Origin of the sequence: Paenibacillus soyae (assembly GCF_024623455.1) — a bacterium.
Taxonomy (GTDB): domain Bacteria; phylum Bacillota; class Bacilli; order Paenibacillales; family Paenibacillaceae; genus Pristimantibacillus; species Pristimantibacillus soyae.
In genome coordinates, this window is sequence record NZ_JANIPJ010000025.1 from 50,499 (window position 1) to 71,187 (window position 20,689).

34 protein-coding genes are annotated in these 20,689 nt (G+C 50.4%); all 34 read left to right on the plus strand.

The window, feature by feature from the left end; translation table 11 throughout:
• Window positions 1-20 precede the first annotated feature (20 nt).
• A complete protein-coding gene (fusA, locus tag NQZ67_RS25785) occupies window positions 21-2,102 on the plus strand; it encodes an elongation factor G (protein ID WP_257451660.1) in 2,082 nt (693 codons plus the stop codon).
• A 118-nt stretch (window positions 2,103-2,220) separates the two neighbouring features.
• Complete coding sequence (gene tuf, locus NQZ67_RS25790; RefSeq protein ID WP_257451662.1) at window positions 2,221-3,411, plus strand: elongation factor Tu; 1,191 nt, start codon at window positions 2,221-2,223, stop codon at window positions 3,409-3,411.
• A 295-nt stretch (window positions 3,412-3,706) separates the two neighbouring features.
• Window positions 3,707-4,750: an ABC transporter substrate-binding protein gene (locus NQZ67_RS25795; protein WP_257451664.1), complete on the plus strand. Its 1,044-nt coding sequence runs from the start codon at window positions 3,707-3,709 to the stop codon at window positions 4,748-4,750.
• Window positions 4,751-4,837: 87 nt separating this feature from the next.
• Complete coding sequence (locus NQZ67_RS25800) at window positions 4,838-5,752, plus strand: ABC transporter permease (protein WP_257451667.1); 915 nt, start codon at window positions 4,838-4,840, stop codon at window positions 5,750-5,752.
• Window positions 5,752-6,546, plus strand: a complete 795-nt coding sequence (locus tag NQZ67_RS25805; protein WP_257451669.1) for an ABC transporter ATP-binding protein — start codon at window positions 5,752-5,754, stop codon at window positions 6,544-6,546. The genes NQZ67_RS25800 and NQZ67_RS25805 overlap by 1 nt, the downstream gene beginning before the upstream one ends.
• A gap of 491 nt (window positions 6,547-7,037) precedes the next feature.
• Window positions 7,038-7,346, plus strand: coding sequence for a 30S ribosomal protein S10 (rpsJ, locus tag NQZ67_RS25810; protein ID WP_005544556.1), 309 nt, complete (start codon window positions 7,038-7,040; stop codon window positions 7,344-7,346).
• Between the two features lie 40 nt (window positions 7,347-7,386).
• Window positions 7,387-8,010, plus strand: coding sequence for a 50S ribosomal protein L3 (rplC, locus tag NQZ67_RS25815; RefSeq protein WP_257451683.1), 624 nt, complete (start codon window positions 7,387-7,389; stop codon window positions 8,008-8,010).
• A 28-nt stretch (window positions 8,011-8,038) separates the two neighbouring features.
• The gene (gene rplD, locus NQZ67_RS25820; protein WP_257451685.1) at window positions 8,039-8,662 is read left to right on the plus strand and encodes a 50S ribosomal protein L4; all 624 of its coding nucleotides are present in this window, start codon (window positions 8,039-8,041) and stop codon (window positions 8,660-8,662) included.
• The gene (gene rplW, locus NQZ67_RS25825) at window positions 8,662-8,955 is read left to right on the plus strand and encodes a 50S ribosomal protein L23 (RefSeq protein ID WP_257451688.1); all 294 of its coding nucleotides are present in this window, start codon (window positions 8,662-8,664) and stop codon (window positions 8,953-8,955) included. Before rplD ends, rplW begins: the two co-directional genes overlap by 1 nt.
• A 17-nt stretch (window positions 8,956-8,972) precedes the next feature.
• Complete coding sequence (gene rplB / locus NQZ67_RS25830) at window positions 8,973-9,803, plus strand: 50S ribosomal protein L2 (RefSeq protein WP_257451691.1); 831 nt, start codon at window positions 8,973-8,975, stop codon at window positions 9,801-9,803.
• 67 nt (window positions 9,804-9,870) lie between these two features.
• The gene (gene rpsS, locus NQZ67_RS25835; protein WP_257451693.1) at window positions 9,871-10,152 is read left to right on the plus strand and encodes a 30S ribosomal protein S19; all 282 of its coding nucleotides are present in this window, start codon (window positions 9,871-9,873) and stop codon (window positions 10,150-10,152) included.
• 43 nt (window positions 10,153-10,195) lie between these two features.
• Window positions 10,196-10,531 carry a 50S ribosomal protein L22 gene (gene rplV / locus NQZ67_RS25840; RefSeq protein ID WP_257451695.1) on the plus strand — a complete coding sequence of 112 codons (336 nt, stop codon included), beginning with the start codon at window positions 10,196-10,198 and terminating at the stop codon, window positions 10,529-10,531.
• A gap of 13 nt (window positions 10,532-10,544) precedes the next feature.
• Window positions 10,545-11,210 (plus strand): 30S ribosomal protein S3, encoded by a 666-nt coding sequence (gene rpsC / locus NQZ67_RS25845; RefSeq protein ID WP_257451696.1) that lies wholly within the window; start codon window positions 10,545-10,547, stop codon window positions 11,208-11,210.
• Window positions 11,211-11,212: 2 nt separating this feature from the next.
• Window positions 11,213-11,647 carry a 50S ribosomal protein L16 gene (gene rplP / locus NQZ67_RS25850; RefSeq protein ID WP_119602796.1) on the plus strand — a complete coding sequence of 145 codons (435 nt, stop codon included), beginning with the start codon at window positions 11,213-11,215 and terminating at the stop codon, window positions 11,645-11,647.
• Window positions 11,637-11,837: a 50S ribosomal protein L29 gene (gene rpmC / locus NQZ67_RS25855; RefSeq protein ID WP_119803804.1), complete on the plus strand. Its 201-nt coding sequence runs from the start codon at window positions 11,637-11,639 to the stop codon at window positions 11,835-11,837. Before rplP ends, rpmC begins: the two co-directional genes overlap by 11 nt.
• A 51-nt stretch (window positions 11,838-11,888) precedes the next feature.
• On the plus strand, window positions 11,889-12,152 hold the full coding sequence (rpsQ, locus tag NQZ67_RS25860) for a 30S ribosomal protein S17 (RefSeq protein WP_068679351.1): 264 nt from the start codon (window positions 11,889-11,891) through the stop codon (window positions 12,150-12,152).
• Between the two features lie 50 nt (window positions 12,153-12,202).
• Window positions 12,203-12,571 (plus strand): 50S ribosomal protein L14, encoded by a 369-nt coding sequence (gene rplN, locus NQZ67_RS25865; RefSeq protein ID WP_087570318.1) that lies wholly within the window; start codon window positions 12,203-12,205, stop codon window positions 12,569-12,571.
• A gap of 49 nt (window positions 12,572-12,620) precedes the next feature.
• A complete protein-coding gene (rplX, locus tag NQZ67_RS25870) occupies window positions 12,621-12,974 on the plus strand; it encodes a 50S ribosomal protein L24 (protein WP_257451697.1) in 354 nt (117 codons plus the stop codon).
• Between the two features lie 31 nt (window positions 12,975-13,005).
• A complete protein-coding gene (gene rplE, locus NQZ67_RS25875; RefSeq protein WP_257451699.1) occupies window positions 13,006-13,548 on the plus strand; it encodes a 50S ribosomal protein L5 in 543 nt (180 codons plus the stop codon).
• A 26-nt stretch (window positions 13,549-13,574) separates the two neighbouring features.
• Window positions 13,575-13,760 carry a type Z 30S ribosomal protein S14 gene (locus tag NQZ67_RS25880; RefSeq protein WP_013312154.1) on the plus strand — a complete coding sequence of 62 codons (186 nt, stop codon included), beginning with the start codon at window positions 13,575-13,577 and terminating at the stop codon, window positions 13,758-13,760.
• 32 nt (window positions 13,761-13,792) lie between these two features.
• On the plus strand, window positions 13,793-14,191 hold the full coding sequence (gene rpsH, locus NQZ67_RS25885) for a 30S ribosomal protein S8 (protein ID WP_087570321.1): 399 nt from the start codon (window positions 13,793-13,795) through the stop codon (window positions 14,189-14,191).
• Window positions 14,192-14,222: 31 nt separating this feature from the next.
• Window positions 14,223-14,765, plus strand: a complete 543-nt coding sequence (rplF, locus tag NQZ67_RS25890; protein ID WP_257451701.1) for a 50S ribosomal protein L6 — start codon at window positions 14,223-14,225, stop codon at window positions 14,763-14,765.
• Between the two features lie 60 nt (window positions 14,766-14,825).
• Window positions 14,826-15,194, plus strand: coding sequence for a 50S ribosomal protein L18 (gene rplR, locus NQZ67_RS25895; protein ID WP_257451704.1), 369 nt, complete (start codon window positions 14,826-14,828; stop codon window positions 15,192-15,194).
• Between the two features lie 25 nt (window positions 15,195-15,219).
• Window positions 15,220-15,717, plus strand: coding sequence for a 30S ribosomal protein S5 (rpsE, locus tag NQZ67_RS25900; RefSeq protein WP_119803816.1), 498 nt, complete (start codon window positions 15,220-15,222; stop codon window positions 15,715-15,717).
• A 13-nt stretch (window positions 15,718-15,730) separates the two neighbouring features.
• Window positions 15,731-15,910, plus strand: coding sequence for a 50S ribosomal protein L30 (rpmD, locus tag NQZ67_RS25905; protein ID WP_257451710.1), 180 nt, complete (start codon window positions 15,731-15,733; stop codon window positions 15,908-15,910).
• A gap of 45 nt (window positions 15,911-15,955) precedes the next feature.
• On the plus strand, window positions 15,956-16,396 hold the full coding sequence (rplO, locus tag NQZ67_RS25910; RefSeq protein WP_257451712.1) for a 50S ribosomal protein L15: 441 nt from the start codon (window positions 15,956-15,958) through the stop codon (window positions 16,394-16,396).
• Entirely contained in the window at window positions 16,397-17,698 is a 1,302-nt protein-coding gene (secY, locus tag NQZ67_RS25915; protein ID WP_257451714.1) for a preprotein translocase subunit SecY, read from the plus strand.
• Between the two features lie 87 nt (window positions 17,699-17,785).
• Window positions 17,786-18,436 (plus strand): adenylate kinase, encoded by a 651-nt coding sequence (locus NQZ67_RS25920; RefSeq protein WP_257451716.1) that lies wholly within the window; start codon window positions 17,786-17,788, stop codon window positions 18,434-18,436.
• Entirely contained in the window at window positions 18,436-19,200 is a 765-nt protein-coding gene (gene map, locus NQZ67_RS25925; protein WP_257451717.1) for a type I methionyl aminopeptidase, read from the plus strand. Before NQZ67_RS25920 ends, map begins: the two co-directional genes overlap by 1 nt.
• A 3-nt stretch (window positions 19,201-19,203) precedes the next feature.
• Window positions 19,204-19,485 (plus strand): KOW domain-containing RNA-binding protein, encoded by a 282-nt coding sequence (locus tag NQZ67_RS25930; protein WP_257451718.1) that lies wholly within the window; start codon window positions 19,204-19,206, stop codon window positions 19,483-19,485.
• 3 nt (window positions 19,486-19,488) lie between these two features.
• Window positions 19,489-19,704, plus strand: a complete 216-nt coding sequence (gene infA / locus NQZ67_RS25935; protein WP_015847200.1) for a translation initiation factor IF-1 — start codon at window positions 19,489-19,491, stop codon at window positions 19,702-19,704.
• A gap of 46 nt (window positions 19,705-19,750) precedes the next feature.
• A complete protein-coding gene (gene rpmJ / locus NQZ67_RS25940; RefSeq protein WP_003333770.1) occupies window positions 19,751-19,864 on the plus strand; it encodes a 50S ribosomal protein L36 in 114 nt (37 codons plus the stop codon).
• A gap of 19 nt (window positions 19,865-19,883) precedes the next feature.
• A complete protein-coding gene (gene rpsM, locus NQZ67_RS25945) occupies window positions 19,884-20,252 on the plus strand; it encodes a 30S ribosomal protein S13 (protein ID WP_087570330.1) in 369 nt (122 codons plus the stop codon).
• 19 nt (window positions 20,253-20,271) lie between these two features.
• Window positions 20,272-20,667 (plus strand): 30S ribosomal protein S11, encoded by a 396-nt coding sequence (rpsK, locus tag NQZ67_RS25950; protein WP_116050217.1) that lies wholly within the window; start codon window positions 20,272-20,274, stop codon window positions 20,665-20,667.
• Window positions 20,668-20,689 lie beyond the last annotated feature (22 nt).

Genomic DNA, 20,689 nt, shown 5'->3' on the forward strand with positions numbered 1-20,689 from the left:
AATCGAGAGGAGACATATTCATGGCAAGAGAGTTCTCCTTGGAAAATACGCGTAACATCGGTATCATGGCGCATATCGATGCTGGTAAAACCACGACTACTGAACGGATCTTGTTCTTCACGGGCCGTACCCACAAAATCGGCGAGGTGCACGAAGGTGCAGCTACGATGGACTGGATGGAGCAGGAACAAGAGCGCGGCATCACGATTACGTCTGCCGCTACAACCGCTCAATGGAAGGGCAACCGCATCAATATCATTGATACTCCGGGTCACGTTGACTTCACAGTAGAAGTTGAACGTTCCCTGCGCGTATTGGACGGGGCCGTTGGTGTTTTCAGTGCGAAAGAAGGCGTTGAGCCGCAATCCGAGACGGTATGGCGTCAAGCTGACCGTTACGGCGTTCCGCGGATCGCTTACGTTAACAAGATGGACATCATTGGCGCAGACTACCTGAATGTCGTTAAAGACATGCGCGAGCGTCTGCAAGCTAATGCTGTTGCGATTCAGCTTCCTATGGGTGCTGAGTCCGACTTCATCGGCGTAATCGACCTTGTAGAGCGTGTAGCTTACACGTACAAAGACGACCTTGGCAAAGAGCCGATCCAATCCGAAATCCCTGCCGAGTACGCTGACCAAGTTGAAGAACTTCGTGCAGAGCTCGTAGAGAAAGTTGCGGAATTGGACGAAGAGCTGATGATGAAGTATCTGGAAGGCGAAGAAATTACGATTCCAGAACTGAAAGCCGTTCTTCGTAAAGGCGTTTGCGAAGTTAAAATCTTCCCGGTTGTTGCAGGTTCTTCCTACCGTAACAAAGGCGTTCAATTGGTATTGGATGCGGTTGTTGACTACTTGCCTGCGCCAGTTGACGTACCAGCTATCAAAGGTACGCTCGAAGATGGCGAAGAAGCGGTACGTCCTTCTTCCGATACAGAGCCGTTCTCGGCCCTGGCATTCAAAATCATGACGGACCCTTACGTAGGACGCCTGACGTTCTTCCGCGTATACTCCGGTATCCTGAAATCCGGCTCCTATGTTCTGAACGCAACAAAGAACAAACGCGAGCGTATCGGACGGATCCTGCAGATGCACGCGAACAGCCGTCAAGAAATTTCGGAAGTATACTCGGGCGATATCGCTGCTGCGGTAGGTCTGAAGGATACAACGACTGGCGATACTCTGTGTGACGAGAAGTTCCCAATCGTTCTTGAATCGATGAACTTCCCTGAGCCGGTTATCCAAATCGCGATCGAGCCTAAGACGAAAGCAGACCAAGACAAACTTGGCGTTGCGATCTCCAAGCTCGCCGAGGAAGATCCAACATTCCGTGCGTATACAGACGAAGAAACGAACCAAACGATCATCGCGGGTATGGGTGAGCTTCACCTTGAAATCCTCGTTGACCGTATGTTCCGTGAATTCAAAGTAGAAACGAATGTAGGTAAACCTCAGGTTGCTTACCGTGAGACTTTCCGCGCTGCGGCTAAAGTTGAAGGTAAATTCGTTCGTCAGTCCGGCGGTAAAGGCCAGTTCGGTCATTGTTGGGTCGAGTTCGAACCACAAGAAGCCGGCGCAGGCTTTACCTTCGAAAGCAAGGTTGTGGGTGGCGCGATTCCTCGTGAATTTATCGCTCCAATCCAAGCTGGTATCGAAGAGTCCATGAAGAACGGCGTTATCGCCGGCTTCCCGCTCGTTGATATCAAAGCTACCGTTGTCGATGGTTCCTACCATGACGTCGACTCCTCCGAGATGGCGTTTAAGATCGCGGGCTCCCTGGCTCTTAAAGCTGCGAAAGAAAAATGTAAGCCTGTCCTTCTTGAGCCAATCATGAAGGTAGAGGTTACTGTTCCTGAAGAGTACATGGGCGACGTTATGGGCATGCTGAACTCCCGCCGCGGTCGCATCGAAGGTATGGATTCCCGCGCAGGCGCGCAAATCATCCGTGCTAAGGTGCCTCTCTCCGAGATGTTCGGTTACTCCACGACTCTGCGTTCCGGTACGCAAGGACGCGGCGTATTCTCGATGGAGCTTTCTCACTACGAAGAAGTTCCGAAGTCGATCGCCGAAGAGATTATCGCTAAGCACAAAGGCAACGCTGAGTAATTTTTGCTCAATGCGTGCCTATGACTTAAGTTGTAATTGGCCGTCATCAGGTGTGCATGCACTCTCGGTGCCGGCCCACACATACAAAAACAAGTTAAATTGAGGAGGATTCAGTTCAATGGCTAAGGCAAAATTTGAACGTAATAAACCGCATGTTAACATCGGTACAATCGGTCACGTTGACCACGGCAAAACAACTTTGACTGCTGCGATCACGACTGTACTTTCCAAAAAATACGGCGGCGCTGCAGTAGCGTTCGACCAAATCGACAAAGCTCCAGAAGAGCGCGAGCGCGGTATCACGATCTCCACAGCTCACGTTGAGTATGAGACTCCTAACCGTCACTACGCTCACGTTGACTGCCCAGGTCACGCCGACTACGTTAAAAACATGATCACTGGCGCGGCACAAATGGACGGCGCGATCCTGGTAGTATCCGCTTCCGACGGCCCAATGCCACAAACGCGCGAGCACATCCTGCTCTCCCGCCAAGTAGGCGTTCCTTACATCGTCGTATTCCTGAACAAATGCGACATGGTTGAAGACGAAGAGCTTCTTGAGCTGGTTGAAATGGAAGTTCGCGACCTTCTGTCCGAGTACGAGTTCCCAGGCGATGACACTCCAATCATCCGCGGCGCTGCTCGTGAAGCTCTGGCTAACCCAGACGGTCCTTGGGCTGACAAAATCGTTGAACTGTTCGAGCAAATCGACACATACATCCCAACTCCTGAGCGCGACACGGCTAAGCCTTTCCTTATGCCTGTCGAGGACGTATTCACAATCACAGGCCGTGGTACAGTTGCTACAGGCCGCGTAGAGCGTGGTACAATCAAAGTTGGCGACGAGATCGAAATCATCGGTCTTCAAGAAGAAACTCGCAAATCCGTTGTTACAGGCGTTGAGATGTTCCGCAAATTGCTGGACTCCGCTCAAGCCGGCGACAACGTAGGCGCACTTCTTCGCGGTGTTGACCGTAAAGACATCGAGCGCGGTCAAGTTCTGGCTAAACCAGGTTCGGTTAAGCCGCACACGAACTTCACAGCTCAAATCTACGTTCTGACTAAAGAAGAGGGTGGCCGTCATAAGCCTTTCTTCACAGGCTACCGTCCACAATTCTATTTCCGTACAACTGACGTAACAGGTATCATCAACCTGCCTGAAGGTACTGAAATGGTTATGCCTGGCGACAACATCACGGTTACAGTTGAACTGATCGCTCCAATCGCGGTTGAAGAAGGAACTCGCTTCTCCATCCGTGAAGGCGGCCGTACTGTAGGCGCTGGCGCTGTAGCTACAATCCTGAAATAGTCCTAAAGCAGCCGTCAGGCTGCTACGGATTCTGTAAAACCCTCACTTCGGTGAGGGTTTTTTGTTTTTGAGAAACTTTTCATGCAATAACATCATTTAGCAGAAAGATAATCATTGACGGTTGGGGCGGGTAGACTTATGATAATTATTATAGTTAATTTATAATCGTTTTTTCGCTAAAAAATGGAATTTAATTATTCGACGCATTAATACTTTAGCGACTAAAAGCGATAAAGCTTCGACGTATATTTGCAACAAACCAAAAAAGAAATAATTATTGAGAGGGGTTATTAAAATGAAGAAGAAGTTTTGGCTTGGACTGGCTCTCGCGTCCTTGATGACGGTGACGGCAGCATGCGGCGGCAACGCGGGTAAAGCGAATACGGAGAATGAAGGGCAAGCAGCAAATAACGGCGGCACCGAAGGAAAGTCTTATTCGATCGCAATCTCGCAAATCGTGGAGCATCCATCGCTGGACGCTACGCGCCAAGGATTTCTTGACGCGTTGAAGGACGCAGGATTTGTTGAAGGGGACAATTTGAAAGTTGATTATAACAATGCGCAAGGCGATGCGAACAACTTCAAGCCAATCGCCGAGAAGATTGCGTCGGACAAGCCGGATCTTGCGCTTGGAATCGCTACGCCTAACACGCAGGTGTTGGTCGACGAGATCAAAGATTTCCCGGTTCTCTTCGCGGCAGTCACGGATCCCGTTGATGCGGGCATCGTTTCGCAATTGGAAGCGCCAGGCGGCAACGTAACGGGAGCTTCCGATTCGAACCCTGATGCAATTGTACAAACGATGGACTTTATCGCCAAGGAGTTCCCAGACGTGAAGAGCGTTGGCATCGTGATCGACGAATCGCAGGACAATGCTGTCGTGATGAGCGCAGTCGCTGAGGAGGCTTTGGCCAAGCATAATATTACGCTTGTGAAGGCGCCTGTAGCGAACGCTTCCGATATTCAGCAAGCAGCTGAATCTTTGGTAGGACGAGTACAAGCTATTTATATTACATTGGATAACACGGTTGTTGCTGGCGTTGAAGCGATTATCGACGTAGCTGCCGAGAACGACATTCCGTTCTTCTCTGCCGATCGCGATACAGTTGAGAAAGGCGCTTTCGCAACGGTTGGTTTCAAATACTACGATCATGGTTATGAAGCCGGCCAGATGGCTGTCGAGATCTTGAATGGGAAAAATCCAGGAGAGATGAACGTGTCGAAGCCGCAGAAGCTAGACTTCATTATTAACCTTAAAGCAGCGGAAGAGCAAGGCATAACGGTAACGGATGCAATGAAGGCATACGTGAAGGATCCGGACAACAATATTATTCAGTAAATCTCGAAATAAGCGAAAGATCATATAACATGGGGTGATCGGGATTCTGGTTCACCCCATTTTCCATGGAAAAAGGAGGGGAATGCAATGATGACATCGATGATAGGAGCCGTTGAAAGCGGATTGCTGTATGCATTAATGGCTCTTGGCGTATATATAACGTTTCGCATTCTTGACTTTCCGGATCTCACGGTGGACGGCAGCTTCACGACGGGGGCAGCGATCGGCACGGTCATGACGATAGCCGGAAGCCCGCCATGGCTCGCGGTCGTATATGCATTCATCGGTGGGGGTTTAGCAGGGATGTGCACGGGCTTGCTTCATACCAAAGGCAAGATTAACGGATTGTTATCCGGGATTATTATGATGATAGCCTTATATTCGATTAACCTTCGCATACTAGGGAAGCCGGTTGTTTCCCTTCGCGGCGAAGCAAACCTATTCGAATCAGTGTCGGTTTTGGTGATTGGAATCGGTCTCGTTATCGCAGTCATGATTGCTCTTGTATTATTTTTCAAGACGGACATGGGTCTCAGTCTGCGAGCGACAGGCGATAATAATCGCATGATCCGCAGCTTCGGCGCGAATACCGATACGACAACCATATTAGGCGTATCCTTGTCCAACGCGCTTGTTGCCTGTTCGGGCGCACTAATCGCCTTCTCCCAAAATTCGGCCAACAACACGATGGGCATAGGGATGATCGTCGTGGGCTTGGCTTCCGTCATTATCGGAGAGGCGATATTCGGGTCCAAATCGATTCTTCGGGCTGTCATTGCGGTTGTTCTCGGCGCAATCATCTACCGCATCATTTATGCACTGGCGCTTCGCGTACCATGGCTGGATGCGCAGGATATGAAGCTCATTACCGCGGTTATCATAATCGGCGCTCTTGTCGTTCCGACCATTCGCAGAGCAGTGAAGCAGAAATCGATGGCGAAGAAGCGAACGGAAGACGTATTAGCATCGCTTACGACCGGCAGGAATGGAGGTGCCCGATAATGCTGAAAATCGAGAACGTTTCTAAGCTATTTAACCCCGGTACGTTGGACGAGAAGATTGCACTACTGGGCGCTAACCTGATTCTCAAGCCCGGAGACTTCGTCACGGTTATCGGCAGTAACGGCGCCGGTAAATCAACGCTTATGAATATTATTTCTGGCGTCATGAAGCCTGATGCAGGCAAAGTTTACATCGAGAATCAGGACGTAAGCCAAATTTCTGAATTCGAACGCAGCCGTTGGATCGGCCGCGTCTTTCAGGATCCGATGGCGGGCACCGCTCCGCGCATGACAATCGAAGAGAACTTGGCGATCGCCTACAAACGGGGCAAGCCGCGCGGCTTCTCGTTCGGCGTTAGCGGCAAAACCCGCGCCATATTCCGCAACGAGCTGAGCCGTCTCGGCATCGGTCTCGAGAACCGAATGGGTGCCAAGGTCGGTCTTCTATCCGGCGGCGAACGCCAGGCACTAAGCTTGCTGATGGCGACATTCACGCGCCCCCAGATCCTGCTCCTCGACGAGCATACGGCGGCCCTCGATCCAGCCCGTGCGGAGCTAGTAACGACGCTCACCGAAACCATTGTCCGCGAGATGAATCTCACAACACTGATGGTCACGCATAACATGGAGCAGGCCATCCGTCTCGGCAACCGTCTCATCATGATGGACAAAGGCAAAATCATTTTGCAGGTGAACGAAGATCGAAAAAAAGACCTGACCGTCGAGCAGCTGCTCGGCGAGTTCGAACAAATCAGCGGCAAGAAGATGGCCGACGACCGCGTGGTGTTGGGTTAAGGTTGATGTTTGGTGTTTGTTTTGAGGTTTGGGTTTGCAAGGTGTGTCGAGTGCTGGAGAGTAGGTATGGCTGGAGGAGTTTACGTCCGCCTTTAAACGTCGTGTTCCAACCTTATATCTAATGAAAGGAACACGATGTTTAACAGCGGCCGGAAGCCATACCTACTCGGAAGCGCGTAGCGCGACATTGAAGTTATATATTATAGAAGAAAGAGATCAATGGCATTATTTACGCCAACCGATCCAATCTTCCAGCCCTATCGAAAAGCCAGTCCCCAAGCGGGATTCGGCTTTTTTATCTTTTATGCAGAAAGCTGAAGGTTTTAGTTGCAATCGCCCACTCAATTCGATATAATATTGACTGTTGGTCTGACGTTGCGTTGATGTGAGAGGTTGCCGACACACCCGGCTCCTTTGCCATGGGGCTAGTGACGGGTTTTCTCACGGAGTATGTCCGATTAAAAAATTGGGCGAAAGAAGGAGGGACTTATATGGCAAAGCAAAAGATTCGTATCCGCTTGAAAGCATACGATCACAGAATTCTTGATCAATCCGCTGAGAAAATCGTGGAAACTGCAAAACGTTCCGGTGCAGGCGTATCCGGGCCGATTCCGTTGCCAACGGAAAAGCAAATCATCACCATTCTCCGCGCGGTACACAAGTACAAGGATTCCCGTGAGCAATTCGAAATGCGCACACACAAGCGCCTTATCGATATTGTGAATCCTACGCCGCAAACGGTTGATGCGCTGATGCGTTTGGATCTGCCATCCGGTGTAGATATCGAAATCAAGCTGTAAGAAAGCATAGACGATCATAGAGAGGAAATGAGGTGTCAACATGAAAGGTATCTTAGGGAAAAAACTTGGAATGACTCAAGTATTTACCGCTGAAGGCAACGTAGTTCCAGTTACTGTAATCGAAGCTGGTCCTAACGTGGTTATTCAGAAGAAGAGCGTAGAAACCGACGGCTACGAAGCTGTTCAGCTTGGTTTCTCCGATAAGAAAGAGAAACGTTCGAACAAGCCTGAGATCGGCCACGCTAAGAAAGCTGGAACGACTCCTAAGCGCTACGTTCGTGAAATTCGCGGGATTAACCTTGGCGAGTACGAAGTTGGCCAGGAAGTGAAAGCCGACTTGTTCGCAGAGGGCGAATTTGTTGACGTAACAGGTATTTCGAAAGGTAAAGGCTTTGCCGGCGTTATCAAACGTTGGGGACAAAGCACTGGACCAATGTCTCACGGTTCCCGCTACCACCGCGGACCAGGCTCCATGGGTTCGATTCAAGCGAACCGCGTACCGAAAGGCAAACGCCTTCCAGGACATATGGGCAACGAGACAATCACGATTCAAAAGCTCGAAGTTATCCGTGTAGACGCAGAACGCAACGTGATTCTGGTCAAAGGCTCCGTACCGGGCCCTAAAAACGGCTTCGTTAAAGTAAAACAAACGGTTAAGAACTAATCGCTCTTGAAGAAAGGAGGAACACGAAATGCCTAAAGTAACAGTATTCAACGTGAGCGGTTCGCAAGTAGGCGAATTGGAACTGGCCGATAGCGTATTCGGCATCCAGCCTAATGCTCATGTTATGCACAGCGCTGTTGTACTGCAGCAAGCTGCTGAGCGTCAAGGAACGCACAAAACGAAAGGTCGCTCCGAAGTACGCGGCGGCGGTCGCAAGCCTTGGAAACAAAAAGGCACAGGCCGCGCGCGTCAAGGTTCGATCCGCTCCCCGCAATGGGTTGGCGGCGGTACTGTATTCGGTCCTACGCCACGCACTTACGGCTTCAAATTGCCTAAGAAAGTTCGTCGTCTTGCGATTAAATCCGCTCTGTCTTCCAAAGTGATTGCAGAAAGCATCATCGTTCTGGATCAACTGACATTCGCGGCTCCTAAGACGAAAGAATTCAAAGGTATCCTGAGCAACCTGAAAGTCGACCGCAAGGCACTGGTTGTTACGGCTAACTACGAGGATAATGTAGCATTGTCCGCTCGCAACATCCCTGGCGTGAAGTTCGTCGCTGCTGACGGCATCAATGTTCGCGATGTGCTTGTATACGACAAGCTGATTATCACTAAAGATGCAGTTGAGAAAGTACAGGAGGTGCTTGCGTAATGAAAAATCCTCGCGATATTATCAAGCGCCCGGTTATTACGGAACGTACGAGCGATTTCATGGCTGCCAAACGTTATGTGTTTGAAGTAGACCTTCGCGCGAACAAAACCGAAATCAAACAAGCCGTTGAGCAAATCTTTAACGTAAAAGTAACCGGCGTTAACACAATGCGTGTTGCGGGTAAACCAAAACGTTATGGCAGACATAGCGGATATAGACCTGACTGGAAGAAAGCAATCGTTCAACTGAGCGATGACAGCAAAGAACTCGAGTTCTTTGAAACGTCTGTATAGAAAAGGAGGGAATACAAGTGCCAATCAAAAAGTACAAACCGACCTCTCCTGCACGTCGTAACATGTCGGTATCCACTTTCGAAGAGATTACGACAAGCACACCGGAGAAATCGTTGCTGGCTCCTCTGTTCAAGAAAGCAGGCCGCAACAACCAAGGTAAAATTACGGTTCGCCACCATGGCGGCGGACATAAGCGTAAATACCGTATCATCGACTTCAAACGTACGAAGGATGGCGTTGTGGGTAACGTTGCGACGATCGAATACGATCCGAACCGTACTTCCAACATCGCTCTGATCCATTACGTTGACGGCGCGAAAGCTTACATCATTGCACCGAAAGGCTTGAAAGTAGGCGACAAAATCGTTTCCGGTCCAGACGCGGACATCAAAATCGGTAACGCATTGCCGCTGAAAAACATCCCTGTCGGTACAGTTATCCACAACATCGAGCTGAAACCAGGCAAAGGCGGCCAGTTGGTTCGCGCAGCGGGTACAGAAGCTCAGTTGCTGGGTAAAGAAGAAGATTACGTTTCGGTACGTCTGAGCTCCGGCGAAGTTCGTCGCATTCTGGCTACTTGCCGCGCTACTATCGGTTCCGTAGGCAACGAAGACCACGAGCTCGTGAAAATCGGTAAAGCCGGCCGTTCCCGTTGGCTTGGCAAACGTCCAGAAGTTCGCGGCGTAGTTATGAACCCGAACGATCACCCGCACGGTGGTGGCGAAGGCCGCGCTCCAATCGGACGCAAGTCGCCGTTGTCCCCATGGGGCAAACCGACACTCGGCTACAAAACTCGCAAGAAGAAGAAAGCATCGAGCCAATACATTATTCGTCGTCGCACGAAGTAATAGCCGCTTGATACAATGCGCGTGAGAGAAGTCTCACGCCAGCGCCTACGCGAAGGGAGGATTCCATATGGGTCGCAGTTTGAAGAAAGGTCCATTCATCGACGATCATCTGATGAAGAAAGTCGAGGATCTGAACGAAACAAACAAAAAGGTCGTTATCAAAACATGGTCCCGCCGTTCGACGATTTTCCCGCAATTCATCGGACACACAGTTGCGGTATATGACGGACGTAAACACGTGCCGGTATACGTAACGGAGGACATGGTAGGACATAAGTTCGGTGAGTTCGCACCGACTCGTACTTACAAAGGCCATGCGAGCGATGACAAAAAAACGGGCAGACGCTAATTTGCCCTTCTATATTTCCTAATGAACGAGAGGAGGTTCCCACATGCCAGAAGCTAAAGCGCACGCTAAATTCGTACGTATCGCACCTCGCAAAGCGCAGCTCGTAGCGGATCTGATTCGCGGCAAGCAAGTTGGCGAAGCAATCGCTATCCTGCGCCACACGCCGAAATCGGCTTCCCCGATTATCGAGAAGCTGCTCAACTCCGCGATTGCGAACGCTGAGCATAACTACCAGCTAGACGTTAACAAATTGGTCGTATCGCAAGTATTCGCGAACCAAGGACCAACTATGAAACGTTTCCGTCCTCGCGCTATGGGACGTGCTAGCCGGATTAACAAAAGAACCAGCCACATCACTTTGGTGGTATCTGAAAAATAAGGAGGGATAACGTGTGGGTCAAAAGGTAAATCCAGTCGGCCTTCGTGTCGGGATTATCCGTGATTGGGAATCCAAATGGTACGCTGGCAAAGACTTTGGCGATCTTCTTCTGGAAGACGTGAAAATCCGTGAGTACTTGAAGAACAAGCTGAAAGACGCGGCAGTTTCCCACATTGAGATCGAGCGCGCGGCTAACCGCGTGAACGTAACGATCCAAACGGCGAAGCCGGGTATGGTAATCGGCAAAGGCGGTTCCGAAGTTGAGAACCTGCGTACGGAGCTTGGCAAGATTACTAAAGGCAAAAAAGTTCACATCAACATCTCCGAAATCAAACAAGCGGATCTGGACGCTATCTTGGTAGCTGAAAGCATCGCACAACAACTGGAGCGCCGCGTATCTTTCCGTCGCGCACTGAAACAAGCGATCCAACGCTCGATGAGAGCTGGCGCTAAAGGAATCAAAACTGCGGTTAGCGGACGCCTTGGCGGCGCTGAGATCGCACGTACGGAAGGCTATAGCGAAGGTACTGTTCCGCTTCATACACTGCGCGCAGACATCGACTACGGCACAGCTGAAGCACATACGACTTACGGCCGTATCGGCGTAAAAGTATGGATCTACCGCGGCGAAGTCCTTCCTACGAAGAAGAAAGTAGCTCCCCAGGAAGGAGGCAACTAATCATGTTGGTACCTAAACGTGTAAAACACCGCAAGCAACAACGCGGTAATATGAAAGGTCGCGCTAAAGGCGGCACTACAGTAGTGTTCGGCGAATACGGTCTTCAAGCGCTTGAGCCATCATGGATCACGAACCGCCAAATCGAGGCTGCTCGTATCGCGATGACACGTTACATCAAGCGTGGCGGTAAAGTATGGATCAAGATCTTCCCTGACAAACCGATCACTCAGAAGCCTCTCGAGGTGCGGATGGGTTCCGGTAAAGGTAACGTAGAGAAATGGGTAGCCGTTGTTAAACCGGGCAAAATCATGTTCGAGCTTGCCGGCGTACCTGAAGAAGTAGCTCGTGAAGCAATGCGCCTTGCGGCTCACAAACTGCCTGTCAAAACGAAGTTCGTGAAACGCGAAGAAGTGGGTGGTGAAGCAAATGAAGGCTAGTGAATTTCGCAACCTAACCTCTGTTGAGATTGAACAACAAATCGCTGGTTTCAAAGAAGAGCTGTTCAACCTTCGTTTCCAATTGGCTACTGGCCAACTGGATAACCCGACTCGGATTCGTGACGTGCGTAAGGAAATAGCTCGTGCTAAAACCGTTTTGCGTGAAAGAGAACTCGGAATCAGCAGCTAATAAATCCTTACCCATACAAGTACGATCACGGATGAAGGAAGGAGGAAGAACATGAGCGAACGCAATGCCCGCAAAGTTCAGATCGGCAAAGTCGTAAGCGACAAAATGGATAAAACAATCGTGGTGGCTGTAGAAACTTACAAAAAGCATGATTTGTACCATAAACGCATTAAGTACACGAAGAAGTACAAAGCGCATGACGAAAACAACCAAGCGAAAATTGGCGACACTGTGAAAATCATGGAGACTCGTCCATTATCCAAAGACAAGCGCTTCAGACTGGTTGAAGTCGTTGAAGTTGCCGTTGTTCTCTAAATAGCGTTTGATCGACCCAAGCATTTCTCTGCTGAAAGGAGGACGTTAAAATGATTCAACCATTTACACGTTTGAGAGTTGCCGACAACTCCGGCGCGAAAGAATTGATGTGTATCCGCGTTCTGGGCGGCACTGGCCGTCGCGTAGGTCATATCGGCGATCTGATCGTTTGCTCCGTCAAACAAGCAACGCCAGGCGGCGTTGTCAAAAAGGGTGACGTAGTTAAAGCGGTTATCGTTCGCACAAAGCGTTCCGTACGCCGTAAAGACGGTTCCTACATCGCATTCGACGAGAATGCAGCGGTAATCGTGAAAGAAGACAAGAGCCCTCGCGGCACTCGTATCTTCGGACCAGTTGCCCGTGAGCTTCGCGATAAGGATTTCATGAAAATCGTATCGCTTGCACCAGAAGTAATCTAAGAACGACCCGATAAATGCCTGATAGCTTAGCGAGCAGGAGGTGTAACAAATGCCAAGGCTGAAAAAAGTATTGGAATCCCATAACAATAAGCTGCACGTGAAGAAAGATGATACGGTCATCGTCATTTCCGGCAAGGACAAAGGCAAGAAGGGCCGCGTCATCGCAGCTTATCCTCGTGAAAACCGCGTACTTGTAGAGGGCGTTAACATGGTGAAGAAGCATTCGCGTCCTTCCCAAGCGAACCCGCAAGGCGGAATCATCGAGCAAGAAGCTCCAATCCACGTTTCCAACGTGATGCACGTAGATCCGAAGAGCGGCGGAGTAACCCGCATCGGCTACAAAGTGCTGGATAACGGCAAGAAAGTTCGGATTGCAAAAAAATCCGGAGCACAGATCGACTAATCGTTATGGTAGGAAAGGAGGTCCATGATCTATGACAGCAAGACTGAAAGGTCGCTTTCTTAATGAAATCACTCCTGCTCTGATGCAGAAGTTCAACTATACTTCGGTAATGCAAGTACCGAAAATTGAGAAAGTCGTAATCAACATGGGTGTTGGCGAAGCAGTTTCCAACTCCAAAATTTTGGATGTTGCGGTTGAAGAGCTCCGCATCATTTCCGGTCAAAAACCGGTTGTCACTCGCGCGAAGAAGTCTATCGCAGGCTTCAAGCTTCGTGAGAACATGCCGATCGGGGTTAAGGTTACACTGCGCGGCGAGCGTATGTATCACTTCCTCGACAAGCTGTTCAACATCTCGCTTCCACGCGTACGTGACTTCCGCGGTGTATCGACTAAAGCGTTCGACGGACGCGGGAACTACACGCTGGGTCTTAAAGAGCAGCTGATCTTCCCAGAGATCGAATACGATAAAGTTGATAAAGTTCGTGGTATGGACATCGTCATCGTGACGACGGCAAAAACGGACGAAGAATCTCGTGAGCTGCTGACCCAAATGGGCATGCCGTTCGCGAAGTAATCCACTTCTAGGAGGTGTAATACCCAGTGGCAAAAACTTCGATGAAAGTGAAGCAACAACGCACACCTAAGTTCAAAGTGCGCGCTTATACGCGCTGTGAGCGTTGCGGCCGTCCGCACTCTGTTTTGCAAAAGTTTAAAATTTGCCGGATTTGTTTCCGCGAGTTAGCATACAAGGGCCAGATTCCTGGCGTTAAAAAAGCAAGCTGGTAATTTAGCCTAGTTCGGGAAGGAGGTTCACACAAATGGTTATGTCTGATCCGATTGCAGATATGTTGACACGCATTCGCAACGCCAATGTCGTTCGTCATGAAACGGTTGAAATGCCGGCTTCGAAAGTGAAGAAGCAAATCGCCGAAATCTTGAAGCGCGAGGGCTTTATCCGCGATGCTGAATATATCGAGGACAACAAACAAGGGATTATCCGTATCTTCTTGAAATACGGCCCTAACCAAGAACGCGTTATCACTGGTCTGAAGCGTATCTCGAAGCCTGGTCTTCGCGTATACACGCAAGCTACAGAAGTGCCGCGCGTACTCGGAGGACTTGGAATCGCGATTATCTCCACGTCCAAAGGTGTTATGACAGACAAAGAAGCGCGTCAGGTGAAATCCGGCGGCGAAGTTGTCTGCTACGTTTGGTAAGAAATAAGTCAGAAAGACAGGAGGTGTAACAATGTCCCGTATTGGTCGTAAACCAATCCAAGTGCCTGCTGGCGTAACCATCAACTTGGATAACACAGTTATTACTGTAAAAGGACCGAAAGGCACGCTTTCCCGCGAAATTCACAAAGACATGAAAGTGAACGTTGCGGAAAACGAAATCGTGATCGAACGTCCTTCCGATAATAAATTGCACCGTTCCCTGCACGGAACGACTCGCTCGATCGTGGCGAACATGGTGACAGGCGTTACTGAAGGCTTCACAAGAAATCTGGAGCTTGTAGGCGTAGGTTACCGTGCTAACAAATCCGGCGACAAAATCGTGCTCAACGTTGGTTACTCTCACCCGGTTGAGATTACACCAGAGCAAAACATTGAGTTTGATGTTCCGGCTAACACGAAGATTATCGTTCGCGGTATCGACAAAGAGCGCGTAGGCGCAGTTGCCGCTCAAATCCGTTCCGTACGCGAGCCTGAGCCATACAAAGGCAAAGGTATCAAGTACGAAGGCGAGCGCATCCTTCGCAAAGAAGGTAAAGCTGGTAAGAAGAAATAAGGAACCTGAAGCGTTCCTTGCTATAGCTTCCTAAGGCAAAAGGAAAGGAGTGACCCGAACATGATTACAAAAGGCGACAAGAACAAGGCCCGTCTGAAAAGACACCTTCGCGTTCGTAAAAAAATCAACGGCACAGCAGCACGTCCGCGTCTGTCTGTATTCCGTTCCTCCAAGCACATGTACGCGCAATTGATCGACGACGTAGCAGGCGTAACTCTGGCTTCCGCATCCACGAAGGATAAGGAACTGGTTGAAGCGATCGGCAACGGCGGCAACGTTGAAGCTGCTGCTAAAGTCGGCCAACTGATTGCACAACGCGCACAAGCAAAAGGCGTAACCGAAGTGGTATTCGACCGCGGAGGCTACTTGTATCACGGCAGAATTCAAGCGCTGGCTACAGCGGCTCGCGAAGCAGGCTTGAGTTTCTAATCATCTAATAAGGAGGTAAAATGACTTGCGTGTAGATCCTAATACGTTAGAACTGACTGAAAAAGTCGTTCATATCAACCGCGTTGCGAAAGTTGTTAAAGGCGGACGCCGTTTCAGCTTCAGCGCGCTTGTAGTTGTAGGCGACGGTAAAGGCTACGTTGGCGCAGGGATCGGTAAAGCGGGCGAAGTACCTGATGCGATTCGCAAAGGTATTGAAGACGCGAAGAAAAACCTGATCCATGTACCACTCGTAAATACAACGATTCCTCACCTTGTAATCGGACATTTCGGCGCTGGAGAAGTTCTCCTGAAGCCGGCTTCCGAGGGTACAGGTGTTATCGCAGGCGGTCCGGTTCGCGCGGTTCTCGAGCTTGCCGGCGTAGGCGACATTTTAACGAAATCCCTTGGTTCTTCGAACTCCCTGAACATGGTCAACGCAACGCTGGAAGGTCTTTCCCGTCTGAAACGTGCGGAAGACGTTGCAAAGCTGCGTGGCAAAACAGTCGAAGAGCTGTTAGGTTAAGGAGGGACATACGATGGCAAAATTGCAAATCACCCTCGTTCGCAGTTTGATTGGCCGCAACGAGAAACAACGCGCTACGGTTGAATCGCTCGGCCTTCGCAAAATTCGTCAATCGGTCGTTCTTAACGACAGCCCGGCTATCCGCGGCATGGTTAACGCGGTTAACCACCTGGTTAAAGTCGAAGAAGTTTAAGATACAGATCGGACATAACGAAATCTATAAGGAGGTGCACGAACGATGAAATTGCATGAGTTAGCACCAGCTCCGGGCTCGACCCAAGCGCCTAAGCGCAAAGGTCGCGGTATCGGTTCCGGTAACGGCAAAACGGCAGGCAAAGGTCACAAAGGTCAAAACGCTCGTTCCGGCGGCGGCGTTCGTCCTGGTTTCGAGGGCGGTCAAAACCCGTTGTACCGTCGCGTACCGAAACGTGGTTTCAACAACCCGTTCCGTACGGAATACGCGATTGTTAACATTGAAGAGCTTAACAGCTTTGCAGCAGGTACTGAAGTTACACCAGCGGTTCTTCTTGAACAAGGAATTGTAAAAAATCCTTTGGCAGGAATCAAGATCTTGGGTAATGGTGAATTGACAGTAGCGCTTACTGTAAAAGCGAAAAAGTTCTCTCAATCTGCGGTAGAGAAAATCCAGGCTGCCGGCGGTAAAACCGAGGTGATCTAATTGTTCACAACCGTGTCCAACATTTGGAAAGTGTCGGATCTGAGAACTCGGATCCTTTTCACACTTTTCATTCTATTGATCTACCGTATCGGCTCCTTCATTCCGGTGCCGGGGGTAGATAAATCCGTATTCGAGAATATTGATTCGGCGGGCGCTGACTTGTTCGGCCTGCTGAACACGTTCTCGGGCGGCGCGCTCTTCCAATTCTCCATCTTCGCGATCGGGATCACGCCATACATTACAGCCTCGATTATCGTGCAGCTGTTATCGATGGACGTTATCCCTAAATTTGCGGAATGGGCGAAGGAAGGCGAGAACGGCAAGCGCAAGCTTGCTCAAATGACGCGTTACGGTACGATTATCTTAGGTTTGGTGCAAGGCTTCGCTACGGCGATCGGCTTCAACCGCCAGTTCACCTACACGATGATTCCGGGCGCAACCTTCGTGGATTACTTGCTGATCGCGATCATCCTGACTGCCGGTACGGCATTCCTGATGTGGCTTGGCGAGCAAATTACGGAGAGAGGTATCGGCAACGGTATCTCGATCTTGATCTTCGCGGCGATCGTAGCCGGTATCCCTGGCCACATTCGCACGATTTACGAATCCCAATTCGTAGGCGCGGAAGATCAATTGTTCTTGAACATTGCGAAGATGGTTCTGATCGTAGTCGCGATCATCGCGATTATCGTCGGCGTTATCTTCATCCAGCAAGGCATTCGGAAGATTCCGGTTCAATACGCGAAGCGTGTTGTCGGACGCAAGATGTACGGCGGACAATCGACCCATATCCCGATGAAGGTGAATGGCGCGGGCGTAATCCCGGTTATCTTCGCGGTTTCCCTGATCATGTTCCCGGTTACGATCGCGAACTTCTGGTCCGATAAAGCTTGGGCGCAGTGGATCATCGACAATATGAACTACGACCGGCCGCTCGGCATGGTCCTGTACGTATTGCTGATTATCGGCTTCACGTTCTTCTACACGTTCGTGCAAATTAATCCGGTGCAAATGGCAGATCAGATGAAGAAGAATGGCGGATACATTCCGGGCATTCGTCCTGGCAAGCCGACATCCGCATACTTAACGAAAGTTATGTCGCGGATTACGCTGACGGGAGCCATCTTCCTAGCGGTCATCTCTGTTCTTCCGGTGTTCTTCGGAGCACTTGCTGGATTACCGCGTACGGTGCAGCTTGGCGGCACTTCCCTCCTCATCGTAGTCGGCGTTGCGCTCGACACGATGAAGCAGATCGAGAGCCAGTTGATCAAACGCCATTACAAAGGGTTTATCAATAAATAACAATAGGTTCGAATGCGGGCTGACGCGCCAATGCGATTCGCGCGTAGCCCGAACGAGCCTATTGTGTTTAAAGCGAGGAACACGGTAATGAACATTTTATTCATGGGCCCTCCAGGAGCCGGCAAGGGGACGCAAGCGGAGCGGATCGTAGAAGAGTTCGGCATCCCGCACATTTCGACAGGCGACGCTTTCCGTCTTGCGATGAAGCAAGGCACGCCGCTTGGTTTGAAAGCGAAGGAATACGTGGATCAAGGTCTGCTTGTTCCGGATGAAATTACAAACGGCATCGTGAAAGAGCGTCTTGCTCTGGAAGATTGCCAAAAAGGATTTTTGCTCGACGGGTTCCCGCGCACGCTGCAGCAAGCCGAAGCGCTTGATGTTATGCTGGCGGAACTGGACCGGGGCATAGATCATGTAGTAAACTTAAAAGTTGACCGCGGATTGCTGCTTGCTCGTTTGACGGGCAGACGCATCTGCAAATCTTGCGGTGCGACCTACCATGTAATGTTCAACCCTCCGAAAGCCTCCGGCATCTGCGATAAAGACGGCGGAGAGCTGTATCAACGTTCCGACGATACAGAGGAGAAAGTGGGAACGCGCCTGGACGAATATACGTCCAAGACGGCACCACTGCTTGATTACTACAGCGGTAAAGGTCTCCTGCGCGAAGTCGACGGCGAGAAAGATATTGATGTCGTGACATCCGATATCGTTTCCTGCTTGAAAGGTACGTTGTAATGATCATTTGCAAATCCGAATCGGAGCTGCGATTAATGAGGGAAGCCGGACGCATCGTTGCGGAAACGCATCGACTAATGGCTCAGGCGGTCAAACCGGGCGTCACCACGGGTGAGCTCGACGAAATCGCCGACAAGTACATTAGAAGCCAAGGCGCGATTCCTTCGTTTAAAGGTTACAATGGATTTCCTTCCAGCATATGCGCTTCAGTCAATGACGAGCTGGTGCACGGCTTCCCTGGATCACGCAAGTTGAACGAGGGCGATATTATTAGCATCGACATCGGCGCGCAGTACGAAGGCTATCACGGCGACTCCGCTTGGACCTATGCGGTCGGGAGCGTAACGCCTGAGGTTCAGAGACTGCTTGACGTAACGGAGGAATCGCTTTATGCGGGTCTTGCGCTCATCAAGCCGGATGTTAGACTCTATACGATATCGCACGCCATCCAGAAGGTAATCGAAGCAGCGGGATTCTCCGTTGTTCGGGAGTACGTAGGGCACGGAATCGGCGCGGATCTTCATGAAGAGCCGCAAATACCGAACTACGGAACGCCGGACAGAGGGCCGCGGCTGAAGCCGGGTATGGTGCTTGCAATCGAGCCAATGGTCAATATCGGTGAACGATATGTCCGGACGCTCGAGGACGATTGGACAGTCGTAACGCGGGACGGTTCCTGGTGCGCTCACTTCGAGCACACGGTTGCTGTCACGGAGGACGGCTTTGAAATCCTGACGATTCTGCCGAAGCAGCCCGAGGGCTAACCCATGGATGCTCGTCCGCAGATTGGTCAGTTCGTCAAAGTGCTTCGGGGGAAGGACGAAGAAAGCTATGCCGTTATCATTGGGATCATCGACGATAAATTCGTATTGATCGCGGACGGCAACAAGCGCAGATTCGATTCTCCGAAGAAGAAGAACGTTCTGCATCTCGAGTTACAGCCTGCCATCAGTCAAGAGGTAACAAACAGCTTGCAAGATTCCGGCAGGGTGACCAATGCCAAGTTGCGTTATGTGATTCAGAAGTTTGCGTATGCGAAAGGAGAATGACGGTTGGCTAAAGAAGACGTCATTGAGGTCGAAGGTACGGTTATCGAGCCGTTGCCTAATGCCATGTTCAAGGTGGAACTGGAGAACGGTCATCAGATTCTCGCCCATGTGTCCGGTAAGCTCAGAATGCATTTCATCCGCATCCTGACCGGAGACAAAGTGGTCATTCAGTTATCGCCTTACGATTTATCGAGAGGGCGCATCACCTATCGGAAGTAGGCCGTTTCCAGCGGTTTGCCCACGAAAGATTCGGGAGGTAATCACAATGAAGGTTAGACCTTCGGTTAAGCCGATTTGCGAGAAGTGCAAAGTCATTCGTCGCAAAGGCAACGTAATGGTGATTTGTGAAAATCCGAAACACAAACAAAAACAAGGATAAAAGGAGGGAAATATAGCCCATGGCACGTATAGCTGGTGTAGATATTCCGCGCGACAAGCGCGTTGAAATCGCCCTGACGTATATTTTCGGTATCGGCAAAACGACTTCGCAAAAAATCCTGGCTTCCACGGAAGTTAACCCAGACACTCGCGTTCGCGATCTGACTGAGGATGAGCTGGCTCGTTTGCGCGAAGCCATCGACAAAAACGTTAAAGTGGAAGGCGACCTGCGTCGCGAAATTTCGCTTAACATCAAACGTCTGACTGAGATCGGCTGCTACCGTGGTCTTCGTCACCGTCGCGGTCTTCCTGTTCGCGGTCAACGTACGAAAACTAACGCTCGCACGCGCAAAGGTCCTCGTCGTACTGTAGCGAACAAGAAGAAATAAGAAGGGAGGATAATGATCAATGGCTAAACCAAAAAAGGTCGTTCGTACGAAACGTCGCGACCGGAAAAATATTGACAGCGGCGTGGCACATATCCGTTCCACGTTCAACAACACGATCGTTACGATCACCGACCCGCACGGTAACGCAATCTCATGGGCTAGCTCCGGCAACCTTGGTTTCAAGGGATCCCGCAAAAGCACCCCGTTTGCCGCTCAAATGGCTGCCGAATCCGCTGCGAAAGCAGCTATGGAGCACGGCATGAGAACGGTCGAAGTTATGGTTAAAGGACCAGGCGCAGGCCGTGAAGCCGCTATCCGTTCGCTTCAAGCTGCTGGATTGGAAGTTAACCTTATTAAGGACGTAACGCCAGTTCCGCATAACGGATGCCGCCCGCCAAAACGTCGTCGCGTATAGTCGGATTTCTGGTGGTATCAAA

Excerpts from the sequence above, each read along its gene's own strand:
- rplN (WP_087570318.1), top strand. The coding sequence starts at position 12,203 with ATGATTCAACCATTTACACGTTTGAGAGTTGCCGACAACTCCGGCGCG.
- rplR (WP_257451704.1), top strand. The coding sequence starts at position 14,826 with ATGATTACAAAAGGCGACAAGAACAAGGCCCGTCTGAAAAGACACCTT.
- NQZ67_RS25930 (WP_257451718.1), top strand. The coding sequence starts at position 19,204 with ATGGATGCTCGTCCGCAGATTGGTCAGTTCGTCAAAGTGCTTCGGGGG.
- NQZ67_RS25920 (WP_257451716.1), top strand. The coding sequence starts at position 17,786 with ATGAACATTTTATTCATGGGCCCTCCAGGAGCCGGCAAGGGGACGCAA.
- rplV (WP_257451695.1), top strand. The coding sequence starts at position 10,196 with ATGCCAGAAGCTAAAGCGCACGCTAAATTCGTACGTATCGCACCTCGC.
- rplE (WP_257451699.1), top strand. The coding sequence starts at position 13,006 with ATGACAGCAAGACTGAAAGGTCGCTTTCTTAATGAAATCACTCCTGCT.
- tuf (WP_257451662.1), top strand. The coding sequence starts at position 2,221 with ATGGCTAAGGCAAAATTTGAACGTAATAAACCGCATGTTAACATCGGT.
- map (WP_257451717.1), top strand. The coding sequence starts at position 18,436 with ATGATCATTTGCAAATCCGAATCGGAGCTGCGATTAATGAGGGAAGCC.
- rpmD (WP_257451710.1), top strand. The coding sequence starts at position 15,731 with ATGGCAAAATTGCAAATCACCCTCGTTCGCAGTTTGATTGGCCGCAAC.
- rpsQ (WP_068679351.1), top strand. The coding sequence starts at position 11,889 with ATGAGCGAACGCAATGCCCGCAAAGTTCAGATCGGCAAAGTCGTAAGC.
- rpsS (WP_257451693.1), top strand. The coding sequence starts at position 9,871 with ATGGGTCGCAGTTTGAAGAAAGGTCCATTCATCGACGATCATCTGATG.
- rplO (WP_257451712.1), top strand. The coding sequence starts at position 15,956 with ATGAAATTGCATGAGTTAGCACCAGCTCCGGGCTCGACCCAAGCGCCT.
- rpsK (WP_116050217.1), top strand. The coding sequence starts at position 20,272 with ATGGCTAAACCAAAAAAGGTCGTTCGTACGAAACGTCGCGACCGGAAA.
- fusA (WP_257451660.1), top strand. The coding sequence starts at position 21 with ATGGCAAGAGAGTTCTCCTTGGAAAATACGCGTAACATCGGTATCATG.
- rpsM (WP_087570330.1), top strand. The coding sequence starts at position 19,884 with ATGGCACGTATAGCTGGTGTAGATATTCCGCGCGACAAGCGCGTTGAA.
- NQZ67_RS25795 (WP_257451664.1), top strand. The coding sequence starts at position 3,707 with ATGAAGAAGAAGTTTTGGCTTGGACTGGCTCTCGCGTCCTTGATGACG.
- rpsJ (WP_005544556.1), top strand. The coding sequence starts at position 7,038 with ATGGCAAAGCAAAAGATTCGTATCCGCTTGAAAGCATACGATCACAGA.
- rplX (WP_257451697.1), top strand. The coding sequence starts at position 12,621 with ATGCCAAGGCTGAAAAAAGTATTGGAATCCCATAACAATAAGCTGCAC.
- rpmC (WP_119803804.1), top strand. The coding sequence starts at position 11,637 with ATGAAGGCTAGTGAATTTCGCAACCTAACCTCTGTTGAGATTGAACAA.
- NQZ67_RS25805 (WP_257451669.1), top strand. The coding sequence starts at position 5,752 with ATGCTGAAAATCGAGAACGTTTCTAAGCTATTTAACCCCGGTACGTTG.
- rplC (WP_257451683.1), top strand. The coding sequence starts at position 7,387 with ATGAAAGGTATCTTAGGGAAAAAACTTGGAATGACTCAAGTATTTACC.
- NQZ67_RS25800 (WP_257451667.1), top strand. The coding sequence starts at position 4,838 with ATGATGACATCGATGATAGGAGCCGTTGAAAGCGGATTGCTGTATGCA.
- rplP (WP_119602796.1), top strand. The coding sequence starts at position 11,213 with ATGTTGGTACCTAAACGTGTAAAACACCGCAAGCAACAACGCGGTAAT.
- rplD (WP_257451685.1), top strand. The coding sequence starts at position 8,039 with ATGCCTAAAGTAACAGTATTCAACGTGAGCGGTTCGCAAGTAGGCGAA.
- rpsH (WP_087570321.1), top strand. The coding sequence starts at position 13,793 with ATGGTTATGTCTGATCCGATTGCAGATATGTTGACACGCATTCGCAAC.
- rplW (WP_257451688.1), top strand. The coding sequence starts at position 8,662 with ATGAAAAATCCTCGCGATATTATCAAGCGCCCGGTTATTACGGAACGT.
- rplF (WP_257451701.1), top strand. The coding sequence starts at position 14,223 with ATGTCCCGTATTGGTCGTAAACCAATCCAAGTGCCTGCTGGCGTAACC.
- rpmJ (WP_003333770.1), top strand. The coding sequence starts at position 19,751 with ATGAAGGTTAGACCTTCGGTTAAGCCGATTTGCGAGAAGTGCAAAGTC.